At 68.4% G+C, this 16,069-nt stretch carries 15 protein-coding genes and 1 tRNA gene; 7 read left to right on the plus strand and 9 right to left on the minus strand.

Annotation, left to right across the window (positions count from 1 at the left end; all coding sequences use genetic code 11):
- Positions 1 to 711: 711 nt before the first annotated feature.
- Entirely contained in the window at positions 712 to 1,020 is a 309-nt protein-coding gene (locus tag FHS13_RS19760; protein WP_184293459.1) for a hypothetical protein, read from the minus strand.
- A gap of 294 nt (positions 1,021 to 1,314) precedes the next feature.
- Here FHS13_RS19760 and FHS13_RS19765 point away from each other — a divergent pair, with 294 nt between their 5' ends.
- The 5 genes from FHS13_RS19765 to FHS13_RS19780 all read left to right on the plus strand — a co-directional run bounded on the left by FHS13_RS19765 (position 1,315) and on the right by FHS13_RS19780 (position 4,677).
- Positions 1,315 to 2,139 carry a helix-turn-helix domain-containing protein gene (locus FHS13_RS19765; RefSeq protein ID WP_184293460.1) on the plus strand — a complete coding sequence of 275 codons (825 nt, stop codon included), beginning with the start codon at positions 1,315 to 1,317 and terminating at the stop codon, positions 2,137 to 2,139.
- Between the two features lie 98 nt (positions 2,140 to 2,237).
- On the plus strand, positions 2,238 to 2,360 hold the full coding sequence (locus FHS13_RS21220; RefSeq protein ID WP_343065096.1) for a DLW-39 family protein: 123 nt from the start codon (positions 2,238 to 2,240) through the stop codon (positions 2,358 to 2,360).
- A 203-nt stretch (positions 2,361 to 2,563) separates the two neighbouring features.
- A tRNA-Ala gene (locus FHS13_RS19770) sits at positions 2,564 to 2,636 on the plus strand.
- A gap of 827 nt (positions 2,637 to 3,463) precedes the next feature.
- Positions 3,464 to 3,793, plus strand: coding sequence for a WhiB family transcriptional regulator (locus FHS13_RS19775; protein WP_184293461.1), 330 nt, complete (start codon positions 3,464 to 3,466; stop codon positions 3,791 to 3,793).
- 329 nt (positions 3,794 to 4,122) lie between these two features.
- Positions 4,123 to 4,677: a DUF1707 and DUF4870 domain-containing protein gene (locus FHS13_RS19780; RefSeq protein ID WP_246405522.1), complete on the plus strand. Its 555-nt coding sequence runs from the start codon at positions 4,123 to 4,125 to the stop codon at positions 4,675 to 4,677.
- A 117-nt stretch (positions 4,678 to 4,794) separates the two neighbouring features.
- Here the strand turns inward: FHS13_RS19780 and FHS13_RS19785 are convergent, their stop codons facing one another.
- Positions 4,795 to 5,382: a hypothetical protein gene (locus tag FHS13_RS19785; protein ID WP_184293462.1), complete on the minus strand. Its 588-nt coding sequence runs from the start codon at positions 5,380 to 5,382 to the stop codon at positions 4,795 to 4,797.
- 300 nt (positions 5,383 to 5,682) lie between these two features.
- On the opposite strand from FHS13_RS19785, the gene FHS13_RS19790 reads away from it, so the two are divergent.
- Entirely contained in the window at positions 5,683 to 6,204 is a 522-nt protein-coding gene (locus FHS13_RS19790) for a peptidylprolyl isomerase (protein WP_184293463.1), read from the plus strand.
- 230 nt (positions 6,205 to 6,434) lie between these two features.
- On the plus strand, positions 6,435 to 7,232 hold the full coding sequence (locus FHS13_RS19795) for a rhomboid family intramembrane serine protease (protein WP_343065097.1): 798 nt from the start codon (positions 6,435 to 6,437) through the stop codon (positions 7,230 to 7,232).
- Positions 7,233 to 7,410: 178 nt separating this feature from the next.
- Here the strand turns inward: FHS13_RS19795 and FHS13_RS19800 are convergent, their stop codons facing one another.
- The 7 genes from FHS13_RS19800 to FHS13_RS19830 all read right to left on the minus strand — a co-directional run bounded on the left by FHS13_RS19800 (position 7,411) and on the right by FHS13_RS19830 (position 15,952).
- Positions 7,411 to 7,665, minus strand: a complete 255-nt coding sequence (locus FHS13_RS19800; protein ID WP_184293465.1) for a cell division protein CrgA — start codon at positions 7,663 to 7,665, stop codon at positions 7,411 to 7,413.
- A gap of 174 nt (positions 7,666 to 7,839) precedes the next feature.
- Positions 7,840 to 9,657 (minus strand): Stk1 family PASTA domain-containing Ser/Thr kinase, encoded by a 1,818-nt coding sequence (pknB, locus tag FHS13_RS19805; RefSeq protein ID WP_184293466.1) that lies wholly within the window; start codon positions 9,655 to 9,657, stop codon positions 7,840 to 7,842.
- Positions 9,658 to 9,724: 67 nt separating this feature from the next.
- The gene (locus FHS13_RS19810; RefSeq protein WP_184293467.1) at positions 9,725 to 11,218 is read right to left on the minus strand and encodes a protein kinase domain-containing protein; all 1,494 of its coding nucleotides are present in this window, start codon (positions 11,216 to 11,218) and stop codon (positions 9,725 to 9,727) included.
- The gene (locus FHS13_RS19815; RefSeq protein WP_184293468.1) at positions 11,218 to 12,663 is read right to left on the minus strand and encodes a peptidoglycan D,D-transpeptidase FtsI family protein; all 1,446 of its coding nucleotides are present in this window, start codon (positions 12,661 to 12,663) and stop codon (positions 11,218 to 11,220) included. Before FHS13_RS19815 ends, FHS13_RS19810 begins: the two co-directional genes overlap by 1 nt.
- On the minus strand, positions 12,660 to 14,069 hold the full coding sequence (locus tag FHS13_RS19820; RefSeq protein WP_184293469.1) for an FtsW/RodA/SpoVE family cell cycle protein: 1,410 nt from the start codon (positions 14,067 to 14,069) through the stop codon (positions 12,660 to 12,662). The genes FHS13_RS19815 and FHS13_RS19820 overlap by 4 nt, the downstream gene beginning before the upstream one ends.
- 6 nt (positions 14,070 to 14,075) lie before the next feature.
- Complete coding sequence (locus tag FHS13_RS19825) at positions 14,076 to 15,458, minus strand: Stp1/IreP family PP2C-type Ser/Thr phosphatase (RefSeq protein ID WP_184293470.1); 1,383 nt, start codon at positions 15,456 to 15,458, stop codon at positions 14,076 to 14,078.
- Entirely contained in the window at positions 15,455 to 15,952 is a 498-nt protein-coding gene (locus FHS13_RS19830; protein ID WP_184293471.1) for an FHA domain-containing protein FhaB/FipA, read from the minus strand. Before FHS13_RS19830 ends, FHS13_RS19825 begins: the two co-directional genes overlap by 4 nt.
- Between the last annotated feature and the right edge of the window lie 117 nt (positions 15,953 to 16,069).

The raw sequence follows: 16,069 nt of genomic DNA on the forward strand, positions 1-16,069 counted from the left end.
GTAGGTTGCTGCCACGGTTTTTCTTGAGGGGGGTCGTCTTTGCGGGCGGCCCCTCTTTTTTTGTGTGTGGTGTGTGGGGGGTCCTGGCGGGCCCCTTTTTTTGTTGTGTGCGGGGTGCCGGCTTTGTGGTTGTGGTTGTGGGGAAGGGCCGCTTCCGGGGCCTGAGCCCCGCAGGAGGGTCTCGCCGCCGTCTCGGCCGTGGTGGAACGCAGCTCCGCGGCCCCGGCCTTGCGGCCAGGCCTCCGTCCGGGATCGCCTCGGACAGCGGACCCGGGTGGAGCCCGGCACCTGTTCCTCACCCCCTGGAGCGCAGGGAGAAGTGGGTTCCCGAGTCATGGCCGAGGGAGGAACGCCGCCATCGCTTCCTGTCCCGTGTTCCCGGCTGCTTCCGGGGGAAGCGGCCCGCGCTCCTTCCGGGCGTAACGGAGGAACGCGGGTGCCGAGCGGCCGGGGCGGCGGGTGCCCGCGTGAAGGGGACTGCGAAAGAGGGCTCTAGTCTTCGTCGGCTTCGGGGGACTCGACGAGCTGGCGCAGCAGCGCCACGAAGTCCTCGTCGCTCATGGCCGACCAGTCCACGTGATCGTTCATACCTGCGGTTTCCCCCGAACCACCGACCGGTAAGCCTCCGTTGGTCGAATTGGTGGGAGAAGTCTGGGTCGGCCTCCTGCAGCCCCGCGTGGCCTCCTGTTTCCCTTGTGGGTTCGAGACGGATCAGACGCGACGCTGAAGGGCGCTCCTGCACTCGGGGCAGCGACAGCGCTTGTTGTACCCCGTGACCGTCCCGTGGGGGAGGGAGGGGTCCCTCTGGTCCGTCAGGGTGGCGTCCAGCTGCTCTCCGAACGGCTTCAGGATCCTGGCGGTGGAGAAGACCTTCCCCGGGCTGAGATCCAGCTCTGCGGCCGCCTCGTCGATGTGTCTCCCCATGCGGAGCTTCGCGATGAGACGAGACCTGGTGCTGGGCGGCATCTCCGCCTCCGCGTTCTCGATCAGCTGTTCCGCATCGTCGATGGGGTAGTTCATGGGTTTCCTCTGTGTCTGCGGGAGAGCCCGCCGGAGCGGGCACCTCATGCATCGTACGTGGTTTCTTCCCACCGGCATCAGGTCAAGGCATACGAGACAGGTGAGGGTTGGGGTTCATGTGACCTGTGTTTTCATATTTTGTCACCATAGTCACGTCTGGTGACAAACGAACTGTTTGGTCAGGTCTTAATGCAGGAAATCAGGGGTTGTTTTCTAGAAACGCATTGCTAGATGCTAGACACCGTGTTTCGCTGGTCCCATACTCCCGACACTCAGCGTCATTGGATCAGTGCTATGACCAGTCCCACGGTTCGCCGCCGACGGCTGTCCGCCGAACTCCGCCGCCATCGGATGCAGGCCGGCATGACCCTCAGCGATGTGGCCCAGGAGTTGGAGTGGTCTCCCGCCAAGCTGGGCCACATCGAGACGGGCATCCGCAAATGGCCGTCCGTCATGGAGATCTCCGCCCTCCTGCGGCTCTACGGCGTCACCGGCGGGCGGAGGGAGGCGATTCTCACCCTCGTGCGGGAGTCGCGTCTGCGGCCGTGGTGGACCGAGTACGAGGATGTCCTCTCCTCCGCCTATGTCGGCAACGAGGCCGGCGCGGTCGCCCTCCGGGTGTACGCGGGCATCCTCGTTCCCGACCTGCTCCAGGTGCCGGACTACACGGCCGCGGTGGGCCGCTCCCTCGGGCGTTCGGAGCGCTCCGTGGACCGGATGGTCGCCGCCTACCTCAAACGCCAGGAGGTTCTGGAGAGCGCCCGCCTCCACGCGATCCTGGAGGAGGACGCGCTCCAGAAGATCTCCTACGACCGGGGGCTGCTGCGGGAGCAGGCGGAGCGGATCGTCGAACTGGCGACCGGCTCGGACCGGGTCACGGTCCAGTTGATCCCGACCTCGGCGGGTCCCCATCCCGGGGCGGCCGGGCCCTTCACGATCCTCGAGTTCGACGAGGGCGAGGAGGACCTGGTCTACGTCGAGGCCACCACCGGGGGCTCGATCGTCGAGGCGGAGGAGGCCGTGGACGCCTGCAAGGCGGTATGGGGTGATCTGGCCCGTGTCGCGGTCTCTCCGCAGACCACGGTGGCGATCCTGCGCCGGATGATGTTGCTTACCTGATGGCTTGCTAGTCTGCTAGGTGACAACCTCATAAAGTTCTCTGTGGAGCCTCCATCGGAGGCTTCGGAGGAAACCGGATCAACGAAAGGGTCCAGACAGTGAAGAAGATCATCGTTCTGGCGCTGGTGGCCCTCGGGGCTTTCGCCATCTACCGCAAGATCCAGGCGGACCGCGCCGAGCTCGACCTGTGGACCGAGGCCACGGCGGCCAGCGAGAGCTGATCAGGGGCCGGCGCGGACCGCGCCGCTCTCGGCCGAACACGAAGACGTGGGTGGGCCGTCGATCCCGGGGTGCGACCCACGGCTTTGTGGTTTCCGGTCCCTGAAGCGTGGCCCCCGACCTCCTGGTCCCGGCCATGTGAGCGGGACCGCTTCTCGATGAGGGTATGCTCTGCGTAGTGGCAGGCGCGTGCGCCCGGCCGCGAGGGGCCATAGCTCAGCTGGCAGAGCGCCGGTTTTGCATACCGGAGGTCAGGGGTTCGACTCCCCTTGGCTCCACTCTGTGCGCCGTACCCGACTCCTGGCATCGGAAGATGCCTCGGGAGCTCGGGTACGGCGCTTTCTGTTGCCCCGGTCCCGTGACCGAGGAGCCCGCGGATATGTCGTTCTCATGCCAGGCTGTCCCCCTTGGGCGATATGCGGATCTCGGGAGCTTGGTCGTCCTCCCCTGGGTCTCTGGTACCTATGGGTCCCGGCCGGCGAAAGGCAGAATGGGCCTCGGTGGTCGACGGTAATACCGTTCGGCGCCCAGGGGGGCGAATCCGATTATGTTACTAAACGGTAGTTCTGTATTGCCCGCAACTGCAGGCAAAGAGAAGGAACGCGCGGTTGCGGAGCGTGTGCTCCGACCGGTCCGCATAGCCCGTTCGGGTGACTTCCTGGGCGAAGGGTCTGATTCATCCGGGTATGTCTTTCTGGCGGATTCTACTTTTGTGAATCGGAGAAACCGCAGGTCGCGGCGGCCTTGAGGCGGTCGGTCCGCACCGGATTCCCAATGCGGTCACTGTAGGCTGCTTCTATCACATGACGTGACTCTCCGTGTGTGTATGATGACACTCCATCTAGGTGCAATGGTCCTACTGGGCCATATAAGAAATAGGCCAGTTGGGGTCTGTTGGTGAACTGGGACGGTCCGTAGTTTCGACACCAACGACATCGAGGAAGACAGCACACCGAAACGATCGACCCCCGAACCCGGGTAGGGCGGCCCCCCGTCCGCGCCCGTTCCTGTCCTCGAATCGGTTTGCTGCCTCCTCTTTCATCGAAAAGGCCGCGCTCTGGGCGCGGCCGTTCACCACACATGCTGATCTTGGGAGTGGGGCAACATGTGGAATGAGAAGATGGCGGTCCGCGCCAAATGCCGTGAGATCGATCCGGATGCCCTCTTTGTCCAGGGCGCGGCACAGAACCGGGCCAAGCTGATCTGCCGGGGCTGTCCGGTCCGTACCCAGTGCCTCGCCGAGGCGCTGGACAGCCGTATCGAGTTCGGTGTCTGGGGAGGCATGACCGAACGGGAGCGGCGGGCGCTGCTGCGCCGGCGCAAGGACGTGGTGAGCTGGTACGACCTGCTCACCAGCGCGGAGCGCCACTACCAGGAGCAGGAGGCCGAGAAGGAGGCCGCCCGCAGCGCCGAAGCGGTGGCGGCGGGTCAGTAGGCCGGGCAGGCCGCCGGGGAGGGGAGAGCCTGCGGCCGTGCGAGGGCGGTCGGCGGACCGCCGGGAGGAGTTCCGGTCCGCTGCCCGGGCCAGGATGCGCGGCCTTCCCCCGTACGAAGGTCGGTGGTGTCCCCACCGCAAGTACTACGGGAAGATCAGGGGAGAATCAGGGGCGTTCCCGATGGCATCGGCCGTCCCCCGTCACGCATCATGAAGGGAGTGCGGTCGTACCGGCCGCACTCCCGGCACGGGGGGAATTGGGAGTGGCTGTGCAGAACCCTCAGTACCCGGCGAGGCGTCCGTGGGATCGGCCCCAGCCGGAGATCAGGTTGACCCATGCGGACCGCGACGCCGTGGCGGAGGTCCTACGGGAGGCCTACAGCCAGGGTCAGCTGGACGAGGACGAGTTCGAGGAGCGTCTGGACCTGGCGATGAAGGCCAAGGTCGGCGCCGAGCTGGAGCCCCTCACCCGGGACCTGGGTGTCGAACCCCAGGGCGGCCCGGGGTTCCGGCCGGCAGGGGCCGGCGCGGCGCAGGGCGCAGCGGGCGGGACTTCGGCCAGTACACCGGTGGAGCGGGTGACGGCGGCTGTCGGGCACGCGGGGAACTACTTCTTCCCGGTCGTCGTCCCCCTGCTGCTGCTCGTGGTCAGCGACCGCGTCTCGCCCTACATCCGGCGGCAGGCCATGGAGTCGCTCAACTTCCAGCTGCTGTGCCTGGTCGGGGCACTCGTGAGCGCCCTCCTCTTCTTCCTGGTCGTGCCGCTCTTCGTGCTGGTGGTCATCGGTGTGGCCTGGGCGTTCCTTCCCGCCGTCGCCGCGATCGCGGCCCTGATGGGCAAGGACTGGCGCTACCCGATGCCCTACCGCTTCCTCAAGGACTGACGAGGGGAGCGGGCGGGGACATCGTCGTCCGCCGCCCGCCGCTCCTCGGAAGAAGGTCTCCGGCTGTCCCCGCGCGCCCCGGCAGGGCCGAAGGGCCCGCGGAGAACGCCCTCGGTCTCAGAGGTCGGCCTTGCCGTTCTCCTGGGAGCGGTCACCGGACGTGCTGCGGACCTTCTCCTTGACCTTGCCCGTGGCGGTCTCGGCGGTGTCGGCGGCCTTGGCCACGGTCTCCGAGGCCTTGTCCTCCAGGTTCTCGCGGGTCTCCCGGACCTGCTCGCGGGCCCTGTCGAGGTGCTCCTGCCACTCGGCGTCCTGCGAGGCCTGGCGCATGCGGATCAGCGAGTACACGAGCACTCCGCCGACCACGACGGCACTTCCGACCACGGCGCCGCGGGGAATCCGGAGCCCGGCCCGGCGCATGCCGAGCAGACCCCGGCGGGCCGGGCGGGGGCTGACCCGCTGGGCGGCGGCGGTGAGGGCGCCGGCCACGCGCGGAGCGACCGTCTTCTCGACCTGCTGGGCGGCGGCCTCCAGTCGCGGAGCGGTCCAGCCGCGGGCCTGGATGATCTTCTGGGCGGCCTGGTCCCGGGCCTGTCCGGCGTAGGGGCCGAGCTTCTCGGCCTGCTCCATGGCCAGCCCCTGGAGACGGGCGTAAGCCGCCTCGGTCTCCTTGCGGGCCCTGTGGCGCTTGGCAGTGATGGGCACGTCCGTCGCTCCTTCGTTCGCTCACCGTACGGTCCGCCCCGCCTCGGGGATCCCGGGCGCGGCTTTCCGCCGCCCCTCCCGTTATCGGGGTGTTATCTCAACATACGTCCTCTCCGCCGGCGTCCGCCGTTCGGACACCGCCGACGGAGAATGCCTTGGGGACCCTCTAACCGCGGAGGCCTCCCGCCTAACATCGACCGCTCCGCGCCGTCCCGGCCGCGCTGCCGCCCGCAGCAGCCGAAGTCCGTGGTCGTACGGGTAACGTGAGCACGTAAGCGAAGTCAACGGAAAGGCACATAGGTGTCGGACAAGGCCCAGCCCACCGCGCGGCTGAACACCTCCATGGGAACCATCGTCGTCCGGCTGTTCGAGGAGGAGGCGCCCGAGACGGTGGCCAACTTCATCGGTCTGGCCGATGGCTCGAAGCAGTGGAGCGACCCCGCCACAGGCAAGCTGTCCAACAAGAGCCTCTACGAGGGCACGATCTTCCACCGTGTCATCAAGGACTTCATGATCCAGGGCGGCGACCCGCTGGGCAACGGTCGCGGTGGTCCCGGTTACCGCTTCGGTGACGAGATCCACCCGAAGCTGCGCTTCGACCGCCCGTTCCTGCTCGCCATGGCCAACGCCGGCCCGGGCACCAACGGCTCCCAGTTCTTCATCACCGTCGAGAAGCCGTACTGGCTGGACGGCCGCCACACGATCTTCGGTGAGGTCGTCGAGGGCCAGGACGTCGTCACGGCGATCTCCGAGGTCGACACCGACGCCTCGGACCGCCCGCGCGAGGATGTCGTGATCAACAGCATCGAGATCGTCCGCTAGGACGCGTTCGGTGAGCGCCGGCACCCCTCGCCGGGACGGTCGGGGGTGCCGGCGCGCTCGGGCATCTCCCCACCGAGCCTCCGAGGAGTGAGAACAGGTCCATGAGTGCTTCCCCACCGCCCTCCGGAGCAGAGCCCAGGGGCACGTCTCCGCGCACGTGCTACCGGCACCCCCGTCGTGAGACCGGCGTCAGCTGCACCAGGTGCGAGCGGCCCATCTGCCCGGACTGCATGGTCGAGGCGTCCGTGGGCTTCCAGTGCCCGGCGTGCGTCGCCGAGGGGAACCGCGGGCTCCGCCGGGCCCGTACCGCCTTCGGCGGGCGGAGCGTCGACAAGCCGTACGTCACATGGGCGATCCTGATCCTGATGGGCGTCGGATACGTCGGGCAGATGCTCACCTCCGAGAACCTCCTGCAGGCGGGGGGATCCAGGCTGGTCTGGAACTTCGGCATGCTGGGGTACGGGATCGGCTCCGACGGCCCGATGGGAGTGGTCGCCGGGGAGTGGTACCGGCTGATCACCTCCGCGTTCCTGCACGGCGGCCTGTGGCACCTGCTGTTCAACGGCTGGGCCATGTACGTCCTCGGCAGCCCGCTGGAGCGGTCGCTGGGCCACGGCAGGTTCCTTGCCCTGTGGCTGCTCGGCGCGCTCTCGGGTTCGGTGCTCTCGCTCCTGCTGGCCCCGCCCAACCAGTTCTCCATCGGCGCCTCCGGAGCGATCTTCGCCCTGTTCGGCGCGGTGTTCCTGGTCGGTCGCCGACTCGGGGCGGACATGCGGGTGATCGGCATCGTGCTGGCGATCAACCTCGTCATCACGTTCGTGTTCCCGCAGATCTCCTGGACCGCGCACATCGGCGGCCTGGCGGCCGGCCTGCTGCTGGGGGCCGTGTTCACGTACCTGCCCTCCGGCTCGGCCCGGCCCGCGGTGAGGACGGCCGTCCACACCGCGGCCATCGCCCTTCTCGCCGTGGTGCTCACGGCCCTCGTGGTGGCGGCACCCCACCTCATGCTCTGGGCCCTCGTGCCCTGAGGGCCCCGAAGACGGCCGAAGGCCCCCGGAGAGACGCATGAACTGCGTTTCTCCGGGGGCCTTCGCCCGTGCGCTCGGACCGACCCCGGCACGGAGTACGTCGAACAGAGTTACCCACAGCCTGTGGACAACCCTGTGGAAAACACGGGGAGCCCGGTCCGCGGCCCCCGCCGCCGGGTCAGTGCCAGCGTGTGGCCAGCACGATGGCGACCACGATGCCGCTGAAGCCGATCAGCAGGTTCCAGTTCTGCCAGTCCTGCATGTAGGGCACGGAGGATCCGGCGATGTAGTAGACCGCGATCCAGAGGATGCCCGCGATGAAGAAGCCCAGCATCGTCGGAACGAGCCAGCGCGGGCTGACCTTCGGCTTCTCCTTGGAAGGAGGCGGCGTGTAGACGACCTTCTTCTTGCGATCGCTGCGGGACTTGGGCACGGTCGCTGCTCCAGTACGGGTGGGGCCGATCAGAACGGAAACACAGTCTACGCCCCAGGAGGCACCTACGTCACCGGTGGGCCACACCCTGTGGACGCTCCGCTCCTGGGCCGGAAACCCCGAAGGGACCGGGCACAGAAACCGGGCCGCTCCGAGGGAGCGGCCCGATCACCGTCACACGCCCGGGTTCAGGAACACGAAGCCGTTGTTCTCCGGTCCGCCCTGCTCCGGGCTCTCTCCGGGCTCCTCACCCGGAGGGCCCTCGCCGTTCGGCGGGCCCTCGCCCTCTGTCGGGGGCTCCTCGGGCGCTGAAGGAGCGATCGCCACCGTCACGGTCACGGTCGTTCCCGGGTTGACCGTCTGGCCGGGCTGGATGGACTGGCTCACCACCGTGTTGGGCGCCTTGGCCGGGTCCTCCACCTCGTGGAAGGACACCGCCAGACCGGCCGACTCCAGTGCCGACTGCGCCTGCTCACGGGTCATACCCGTCAGGTCGGGCACCGAGATCTGCTCCGGACCGCTGGAGACGTACAGCGTGATCTGGTCCTCGGGGGCCACCAGCTCCCCCGCCGCGGGGTCGGTGCTGATCGCGTTGCCCGCCGGAACCTCGGAGCTCGCCTGCTCCTCGACGGAGACGTTCTCCAGGCCCGCGTTGTTCAACGTGGTGACGGCATTGCTCTGGCTCTGGCCGTCCACACTCGGGATCTCCACCTCGCCCGGGCCGCTGGAGACGAAGACGGTGATCTCCTCGTCCACCGGGGCCTCGGCACCGGCTTCGGGGTCGGTCTCGATGACCGTCCCCTCCTCCGCCTCGGGATCGGCCCGGGTCTCCTCCACGACCTTCTCGAAGCCGGCCTCGGTGAGTTCGGCCTCGGCCTCCTCGAACGTGGAGCCGGCCACGTCGGGCACCGCGACCTGCTCGGCCTCGTCGGAGCCTCCGCCGCTGAGGAGGACGAAGACCAGGATCAGCGAGGCGATCACACCGACGCCCAGCAGGGCCCACAGGGCGGTCTTGCCCCCCTTGCCCTTCTCGTCGCGGTAGTCGTCGTCGTAGTCGTCGTCGTAGCGGTCGTCGTAGCGACCGCCCTCCGCGGGGGGCATCATCGTCGTCGAGCCCGCCGCGGCCATCGCCATGGTGCCCGCCTGGGTGGGCATGCCCGCCAGGCCCCGCTGGATGTCGGCACGCATCTCGGCCGCGTTCTGGTACCGCTGGTCGCGGTCTTTGGTCATCGCCCGCAGCGTGATGTCCTCGAGCCACTCGGGCACCTGCGGGTCCACCTGCGACGGCGGTACGGGCTCCTCGCGCACGTGCTGGTAGGCGATCGACACGGGGGAGTCACCGGTGAAGGGCGGGCGACCGGTGAGCAGCTCGTAGAGCACGCACCCCGTGGAGTAGATGTCGCTGCGCGGGTCCACCCGCTCACCCCGAGCCTGCTCCGGCGACAGGTACTGCGCGGTACCGATCACCTGGGAGGCCTGGGTCATGGTCGCCTGGTCGTCGTTCATCGCCCGGGCGATGCCGAAGTCCATGACCTTGACCTCGGCGTTGCGGGTCAGCATCACGTTGGCGGGCTTGATGTCGCGGTGGACGATCCCGTTGTCGTGGCTGTACTCCAGCGCCTTGAGGATGCCGTCGACCAGCTCGGCGGACCGCTCGGGGAGCAGCTTGCGGTTCCCGTCCAGCAGCTCCTTGAGGGTGCGGCCGTCCACGAACTCCATGACGATGTACGGGATCGAGAGCCCGTCGACCATGTCGTCGCCGGTGTCGTAGACGGCGATGATGGCGGGATGGTTCAGGGAGGCGGCGGACTGGGCCTCCCGGCGGAACCGGGCCTGGAACACGTGGTCGCGGGCCAGATCGTGTCGGAGGGTCTTGATGGCGACGAGGCGGTCGAGCCGTAGGTCGCGGGCGCGGTAGACCTCGGCCATGCCGCCGCGCCCGACGATGGTGTCGAGTTCGTAGCGTCCGCCAAGGAGCCGGGGCTGGGACATGTCGTGCACTGATCCTTGTTCATCCGGCGGTGGCCCGCGGCCACCGCCTATTCCGAGCGTCTCTCGCTCATGGCCTCGTCATGGTGTCGTTCTGTCCGCCCCCGGTGCCTCCGCTGTCCGCCGGAGGGGTCGTACCTCCGCCGGAGCCGTCACCGGGGTCCCCTCCTGGATCTGGGGTCTCGGTCCCGCCTCCGGGATCCTCCTCTTCCGCGCCGTCCTCGCCATCTTCGGGCTCGGAGGTCTCAGCCGCGTCGTCAGTGGGTTCCGAACTGGGTTCGTATGTGGGTACGTCGGGCACATGAGGGGTCCACTGGGGTGTGTCCTGCTCCACCTGCGGGACGTCCGTGCCGTCCGTCTCCTCTTCCTCCGGCTCGGGTGCGGAGGGCGAGGGAGAACTGTCCACCGCGGCCGGGGGTTCGACGGAGTCGTTCACGTTGTCGGCCTCGGAGGTGCTGCCGAAGTAACCGGCCAGGACCGCGACCACGACCAGGACCGCGGCACCCAGGGCCGCCAGGACCACGGGCAGGCCCATGCGGCGCTGCTCGGACCGGTCGGCCTGCTGCCCTTCCTCGTCCTCGGTCACGACCTGCTGGCCCGACGTGCGCCGGGGCAGCGAACCGGTCCTGCGGCCCGAGTCGGGCACAGGGCGCACCATCATGGTCGGCGCCAGACCCTCCAGACCGGCGGCCGGGGTCGGCGGGCCCGTGCCGGCGTTGGAGCGCAGGACCGCGGCCATGTGGGCGACCTCGCCGGCCGATGACGGGCGCTCCTGCGGGTCCTTCAGCAGGAGGAGGGACACCAGCTCGTCCACCTCGTCGGGGATGTCCTCGGGCAGCTCCGGCGGCTCGTCCCGCGTGTGTGCGAGAGCGAGGGCGATCGGGGTGTCCCCGGTGAAGGGCGGCTGCCCGGTCAGGCACTCGTAGGCCACCACGCCGAGCGCGTACAGGTCCGAGGCCGGTGTCGCGGGACGCCCCGAGGCCTGTTCGGGGGAGATGTACTGGGCCGTGCCCATGACCATGCCGGTCTGGGTGAGGGTCACCGACATGTCCCCGCGCGCGATGCCGAAGTCGGTGAGCTTGAGCTTGCCCTCCGGGGTGACCAGGAGGTTTCCCGGCTTGATGTCGCGGTGCACCACGCCGCGCGCGTGCGCGGCCGCCAGGGCCTTGGCGGCCTGGCAGACGAAGTCCAGGGTCGTGTCCGGGGAGAGGGCGCCGTTCTCCTTCAGGATCTGGGAGAGCGGTTCGCCGACCACCAGTTCCATGATGAGGAAGGCCCGGCCGTTCTCCTCCCCGTAGTCGAAGACCTGGGCGATCCCCGGGTGCGAGAGGCCGGCGGTGATCCGGCCCTCGGTGCGGAAACGTTCTCTGGCGGTGGGCTCCGCCATCTGCGCCGGATGCAGCAGCTTGACTGCCACAGGGCGGTTGAGCAGTGTGTCCGTGGCCTTCCAGACCGATCCCATACCGCCGGAGCCGATCTGCTCCTCCAGCCGGTAGCGGTCGCTCAGAACGGTCCCGGTCAGATCACCGGGACCGTTCTGGGAAGACGGTTCGTAGGCGCTCACTACTGAACCACTGCCTCCATCATCGAGCGTGCGATCGGTGCCGCGAGCTCGTTGCCGCTGCCGCCGCCGAACTCCACCACCACCGCCACCGCGATCTGTGGGTCGTCCGCGGGGGCGAATCCGATGAACCAGTTGTGGGTCAGGTCGGTACCGTTCTCCGCGGTACCGGTCTTGCCCGCCACCTCGATACCGGGGATGGCCGCGTTGGTTCCCGACCCGTTGGTCCCGGTGACCAGCACCATCATCTCGGTGAGCTGCTCGGCGGTACTGGCGCTGACCGCCTCGGAGTAGGTCTCCGGGCTGGTCTGGGTGACCACCGAGAGGTCGGAGTCGCGCACCGTGTCCACTACGTAGGGTCGCATGACCTCACCGTCGTTGGCCACACCTGCGGCGACCATCGCCATCTGCAGCGGGGTCGACTCCACGTTGGACTGGCCGATGCCGGCACGGCCCAGGATGTTGCGGTCCGTCTCCACCGGCGCGTAGCTCTCGGTCACCTCCAGCGGAACGGTGAGCGTCTCCTCCGGGTTGAACCCGAACTTGCTCGCCTGCTCGCTGAGGTTCTCCCCGCCGACGTCGATGGCCCAGTTGGCGAACGAGGTGTTGCAGGAGATCTGGATGGAGTGCGCCAGTGTGTCCGGGGCACCGCCGTTGCAGCTGCCCATGGCGTTGGGCAGGTCGACGCCCAGCGACAGGATGTCCGGCGCGTCCTGCTCGCTGTCCGGGCCGGCGTCCAGGTACTCGATGGCCGCCGCCGCGGTGACGACCTTGAAGGTCGAGCCCGGGGCGTAGCGCTCGTTGAGCGCCCGGTTGAGCAGCGGCTTGCGCGGGTCGTTCTCCAGCTCGACGTAGTTGTTGACGGCCGTGATCTCGTCGGTGATGCTGACGACCTCGTTGGCGTCGTAGGAGGGGTAGGACACCGCACCCAGGATCGCCCCGGTCTCGGGGTCGAGGGCCACCGCAGCGCCGTTCTTGTCGCCCAGGGCAGCGAAGGCGTCGTAGCCGGCCTGCTGGACGTCGGGGTTCAGGGTCAGCTGGATCTGGGCGCCCTCGGGCTCCCGCCCGGTGATGATGTCGCGGAAGTTGCGCACGGCCAGGCGGTCGTCGGTGCCGTCGAGCAGGCTGTTCTCCGCACCCTCGATGCCCGAGGCCCCGTACTGCCGGAACGAGCCGACGATCGGGGTGTAGAGGCCGCCCTCGTTGTAGAAGCGCTGGTAGCGGGCGGGCTTGCCCTCCTCCGCGATGTCCTCGGAGTAGGCGACGTTCTCACCCGCGACCTGGATGGGGCCGCGGGGCTCGCTCAGCCGCTCGCTGAACTGGCGCCGGTTGAGGGGGTCCTCCAGGATGCTCTGGGCCTGGAAGCCCTGGACCCAGGTGACGTTGACCATGAGGACCAGGAACATCAGCAGGCAGAAGATGCTCAGTCTGCGGATCGTCGTGTTCATCGTCGGATCACCTGGGTCGCGCCCTCGTCCTGGATCGCTTGCGGTGCGGGCCGACGTGCGTTGTCACTGATGCGGAGCAGAATGCCCATCATGATCCAGCTCGTCATCAGAGCGGTACCGCCCGCGGACATGAACGGAGTGGTGGAACCGGTCAGCGGGATGACCCGGGAGACGCCGCCGAGGACGATGAAGGTCTGGTAGACGAGCACGAAGGCCATACCGCTGGCCAGCAGCTTGTTGAAGGTTCCGGTGGAGGCCAGGGCGACGCGCATGCCGCGCTCGACCAGGACCAGGAGGACCATCAGCACGGCCAGCAGGCCGGTCAGGCCCAGCTCCTCGGCGATGGAGGCGAGGATGAAGTCGCTGTCCGCCGCGAAGATCTGGTGGGCCTTGCCCGCGCCGATACCGGTTCCGAACAGTCCGCCGTAGGCCATGCCCACGATGCCCTGGACCAGCTGCTGGCTGCCGCCGACCTGCTCGTAGACCTCCGGGTCGAAGGCGTTGACCCAGATGTTGACCCGGGCCCGCACGTGCCAGAACAGGAAGTAGGCGATGGTGGCGCCGGCCCCGAACATCACCAGGCCGATGGTCACCCACGACGAGCGCTGGGTGGCCACGTACAGCATCGCCAGGAACGTGCCGAACAGCAGCAGGGAGGTGCCGAGGTCGCGCAGGACGACCAGCATGCCGATGGCCAGCACCCAGCCGACCAGGATCGGGGCGAGGTCGCGGGCGCGGGGCAGTTCGATGAGGGTGAAGCGGCCGACCTTGATCGGCTTGCCGACGATCTGGAGCACTTGGCGCTTGCTCATCAGGTAGGACGCCAGGAAGATCACCAGTGCGATCTTGGCGAACTCCGACGGCTGCATCGTGAAGGGGCCGAGCTTGATCCACAGCCGGGCGCCGTAGACCTCGTGGCCCAGACCGGGCAGGGCCGGCAGCATGAGCAGAACCAGAGCGACCAGGGCGCTGATGTAGGTGTAGCGCTGCAGGACGCGCGGGTCCTTCATGAACACGATGATGAGGAAGCAGCAGATGAGGCCGATGGCCGTCCAGACCAGCTGCATGCCGACGCCGGCGCGTTCGATGTCCTCGGTCGTGATCGCGTTGAGCCGCCAGATCATGGCCACGCCGACACCGTTGAGGAACAGCGCGCACGGCAGGATCAGGGGGTCGGCGTAGGGTGCCACGAACCGCATCGCCACGTGTGCCGCGACGGCGAAGGCACCGAAGGTCAGGCCCACCGTCCAGGTGGCCGCGGGCACGCGTCCGTTGAGGTTGATGCCCGCGATCGCGATGCCCACCATCGTGATGACGACGGCGAGGATGATGAGGACCAGCTCGGCGTTGCGTCGCTTGACCGGCGGAAGCGCGGTGGGAGCCTCCGGTGCGGAAGTGTCACTCACGAGGTCTCACCCTGTTCCTTCCTCGGGAGCCCCGCCCCGGTCGCCGGCCTCGCTCCCGGGCTTCTCGGCGGCAGCGGCCGTGCCCTCGCGCAGGGCCTCCACGGTCTCGCGCGCGTTCTCCAGGCTGTCGGCCGGGATGTTGTTCGACACGTGCTCGCGGTCGGCCTCGGAGAGGTCGTTCAGGGCGATCCCGGTGTCCTCGCGCTGCTCGGAGAGGCTGAAGCCGGCGATGTCGGTGTCGATGCCTTGGTAGATGGCCACGGTCTCACCGGACCGGGAGGGCCCGACGTAGAACTGACTGTCGACGTACTGGCGGCCGAAGTAGTAGGCGGCGCCCAGGGCGACCGCGACGACGACGAGGAACACGAGCACCATCGGCCACCAGCGGCGGGTGCGGTACTCGGGCGCCCCCGCCGGAGGGGCGCGGCGCTCCGAGGGGGGCGCCTCGTAGTCCTCGTAGGAGTCGTCGTAGGAGTCCTGGGAGGAACCGGAGTAGGACGGCCCGTCGGAACCGTCGTCGCGGATGGGGTCCATCTCGGCGGTGTCGCCGCTGCGCAGCTCCTGGGCGCGCCGGGCCGGGGTGTCGGTGGACTCGACACCCTCGGAGCGCTGGCCCGCGGCACCGACCACCTGCGAGTCGCGGGTGGGGCCCTCGCGGTCGTTCTCGATCTCGATCACGTCGGCGACGACAGCGGTGATGTTGTCCGGGCCGCCGCCGCGGATGGCCAGGTCGACGAGCTTCCGGGCGGCCGCATGGAGGTCGCTCTCGGTCGCCAGGGTCTCGTGGATGGTCTTCTTGCTGACCACGCCGGACAGGCCGTCCGAACAGAGGAGGTAGCGGTCGCCCGGCTTGGCCTCGCTGACGGAGATGTCGGGGTCGACCGGGCTCTTGCCGTCCAGGGCCCGCAGGATGAGGGAGCGCTGCGGGTGGGTGGCGACCTCTTCCTCGGTGATCTTGCCCTCGTCGACCAGGGTCTGCACCAGGGTGTGGTCGTGGGTGATCTGCTCGAACCGGGAACCGCGCAGCAGGTAGGCCCTCGAGTCACCGATGTGGATGAGGGCCACGCGCGAACCCGACCACAGCATGGCGGTCAGGGTGGTGCCCATGTTCTCGAGCTGGGGCTCCTCCATGATGCGCCGGGAGAGGGAGGCGTTGGCCTGCTCGACGGCCTTCTGGAGGGTCTCCGCCATCTCGTCGGCGCGGTGTGTCACGCTGTCGAGGCGGCGGATCGACGAGATCGCGATGGAGCTGGCCACCTCGCCGCCCGCGTAGCCGCCCATACCGTCCGCCACCGCGAGGAGGTTCTGGCCGGCGTAGCCGGAGTCTTCGTTGCCTTCGCGGAGGCATCCTACGTCGGAGTACGCCGCGTATCGGAGAGCGATTGTCATTTGCGCAGTTCCAGGACAGTTTTGCCGATACGGATGGGCTGACCCACCGTGATGGGCTGGGGGCGGTTCAGCTTCTGCTGTCCGAGGTAGGTGCCGTTCGTCGAATTGAGGTCCTCGACGAACCAGCGGCCGTTTTCGGAGTAGACGCGCGCGTGGCGGCCCGAGGCGTAGTCATCGGTGATGACGAGGGTCGAGTCGGGGGCGCGGCCGATGAGGATGGGCTGAGAGCCCAGTTGTACCGTGGTGCCGGACAGCGGCCCCTGGGTCACGGCCAGGACGCTGGGCCCGCTGCGGCGTGAACGCTGGGGCCGTGCGGAGGAGTGCGAAGGGGCGGATCTGCGTGGGGCCGGCCGGGCGGCGGGACGCGGTTTCCTGGCCTTCCTCTTGGAGGGGCCGAAGAGGTCGGTGCGGATCACACCGATCGCCATGAGGATGAACAGCCAAAGCACCGCGAGGTACGCGATCTTGATCAGTATGAGGGTCAAGTTGGACATCGAACTGCTCTTCAGCCCCTGTCGTGCTCCGGCCGGGGTGACGGTCGTCGGAGCCGTCACCGTGTCTTCCCCACCTTCGTTCCGGTGAGTTGGGGTCGCCGGCCGCAACCTGTGGTC

The organism is Nocardiopsis algeriensis, assembly GCF_014203695.1.
Lineage (GTDB): Bacteria > Actinomycetota > Actinomycetes > Streptosporangiales > Streptosporangiaceae > Nocardiopsis > Nocardiopsis algeriensis.

Excerpts from the sequence above, each read along its gene's own strand:
- FHS13_RS19765 (WP_184293460.1), top strand. The coding sequence starts at position 1,315 with ATGACCAGTCCCACGGTTCGCCGCCGACGGCTGTCCGCCGAACTCCGC.
- FHS13_RS19825 (WP_184293470.1), bottom strand. The coding sequence starts at position 15,458 with ATGACAATCGCTCTCCGATACGCGGCGTACTCCGACGTAGGATGCCTC.
- FHS13_RS19760 (WP_184293459.1), bottom strand. The coding sequence starts at position 1,020 with ATGAACTACCCCATCGACGATGCGGAACAGCTGATCGAGAACGCGGAG.
- FHS13_RS19775 (WP_184293461.1), top strand. The coding sequence starts at position 3,464 with ATGTGGAATGAGAAGATGGCGGTCCGCGCCAAATGCCGTGAGATCGAT.
- FHS13_RS19795 (WP_343065097.1), top strand. The coding sequence starts at position 6,435 with ATGGTCGAGGCGTCCGTGGGCTTCCAGTGCCCGGCGTGCGTCGCCGAG.
- FHS13_RS19815 (WP_184293468.1), bottom strand. The coding sequence starts at position 12,663 with ATGAACACGACGATCCGCAGACTGAGCATCTTCTGCCTGCTGATGTTC.
- FHS13_RS19830 (WP_184293471.1), bottom strand. The coding sequence starts at position 15,952 with ATGTCCAACTTGACCCTCATACTGATCAAGATCGCGTACCTCGCGGTG.
- pknB (WP_184293466.1), bottom strand. The coding sequence starts at position 9,657 with ATGTCCCAGCCCCGGCTCCTTGGCGGACGCTACGAACTCGACACCATC.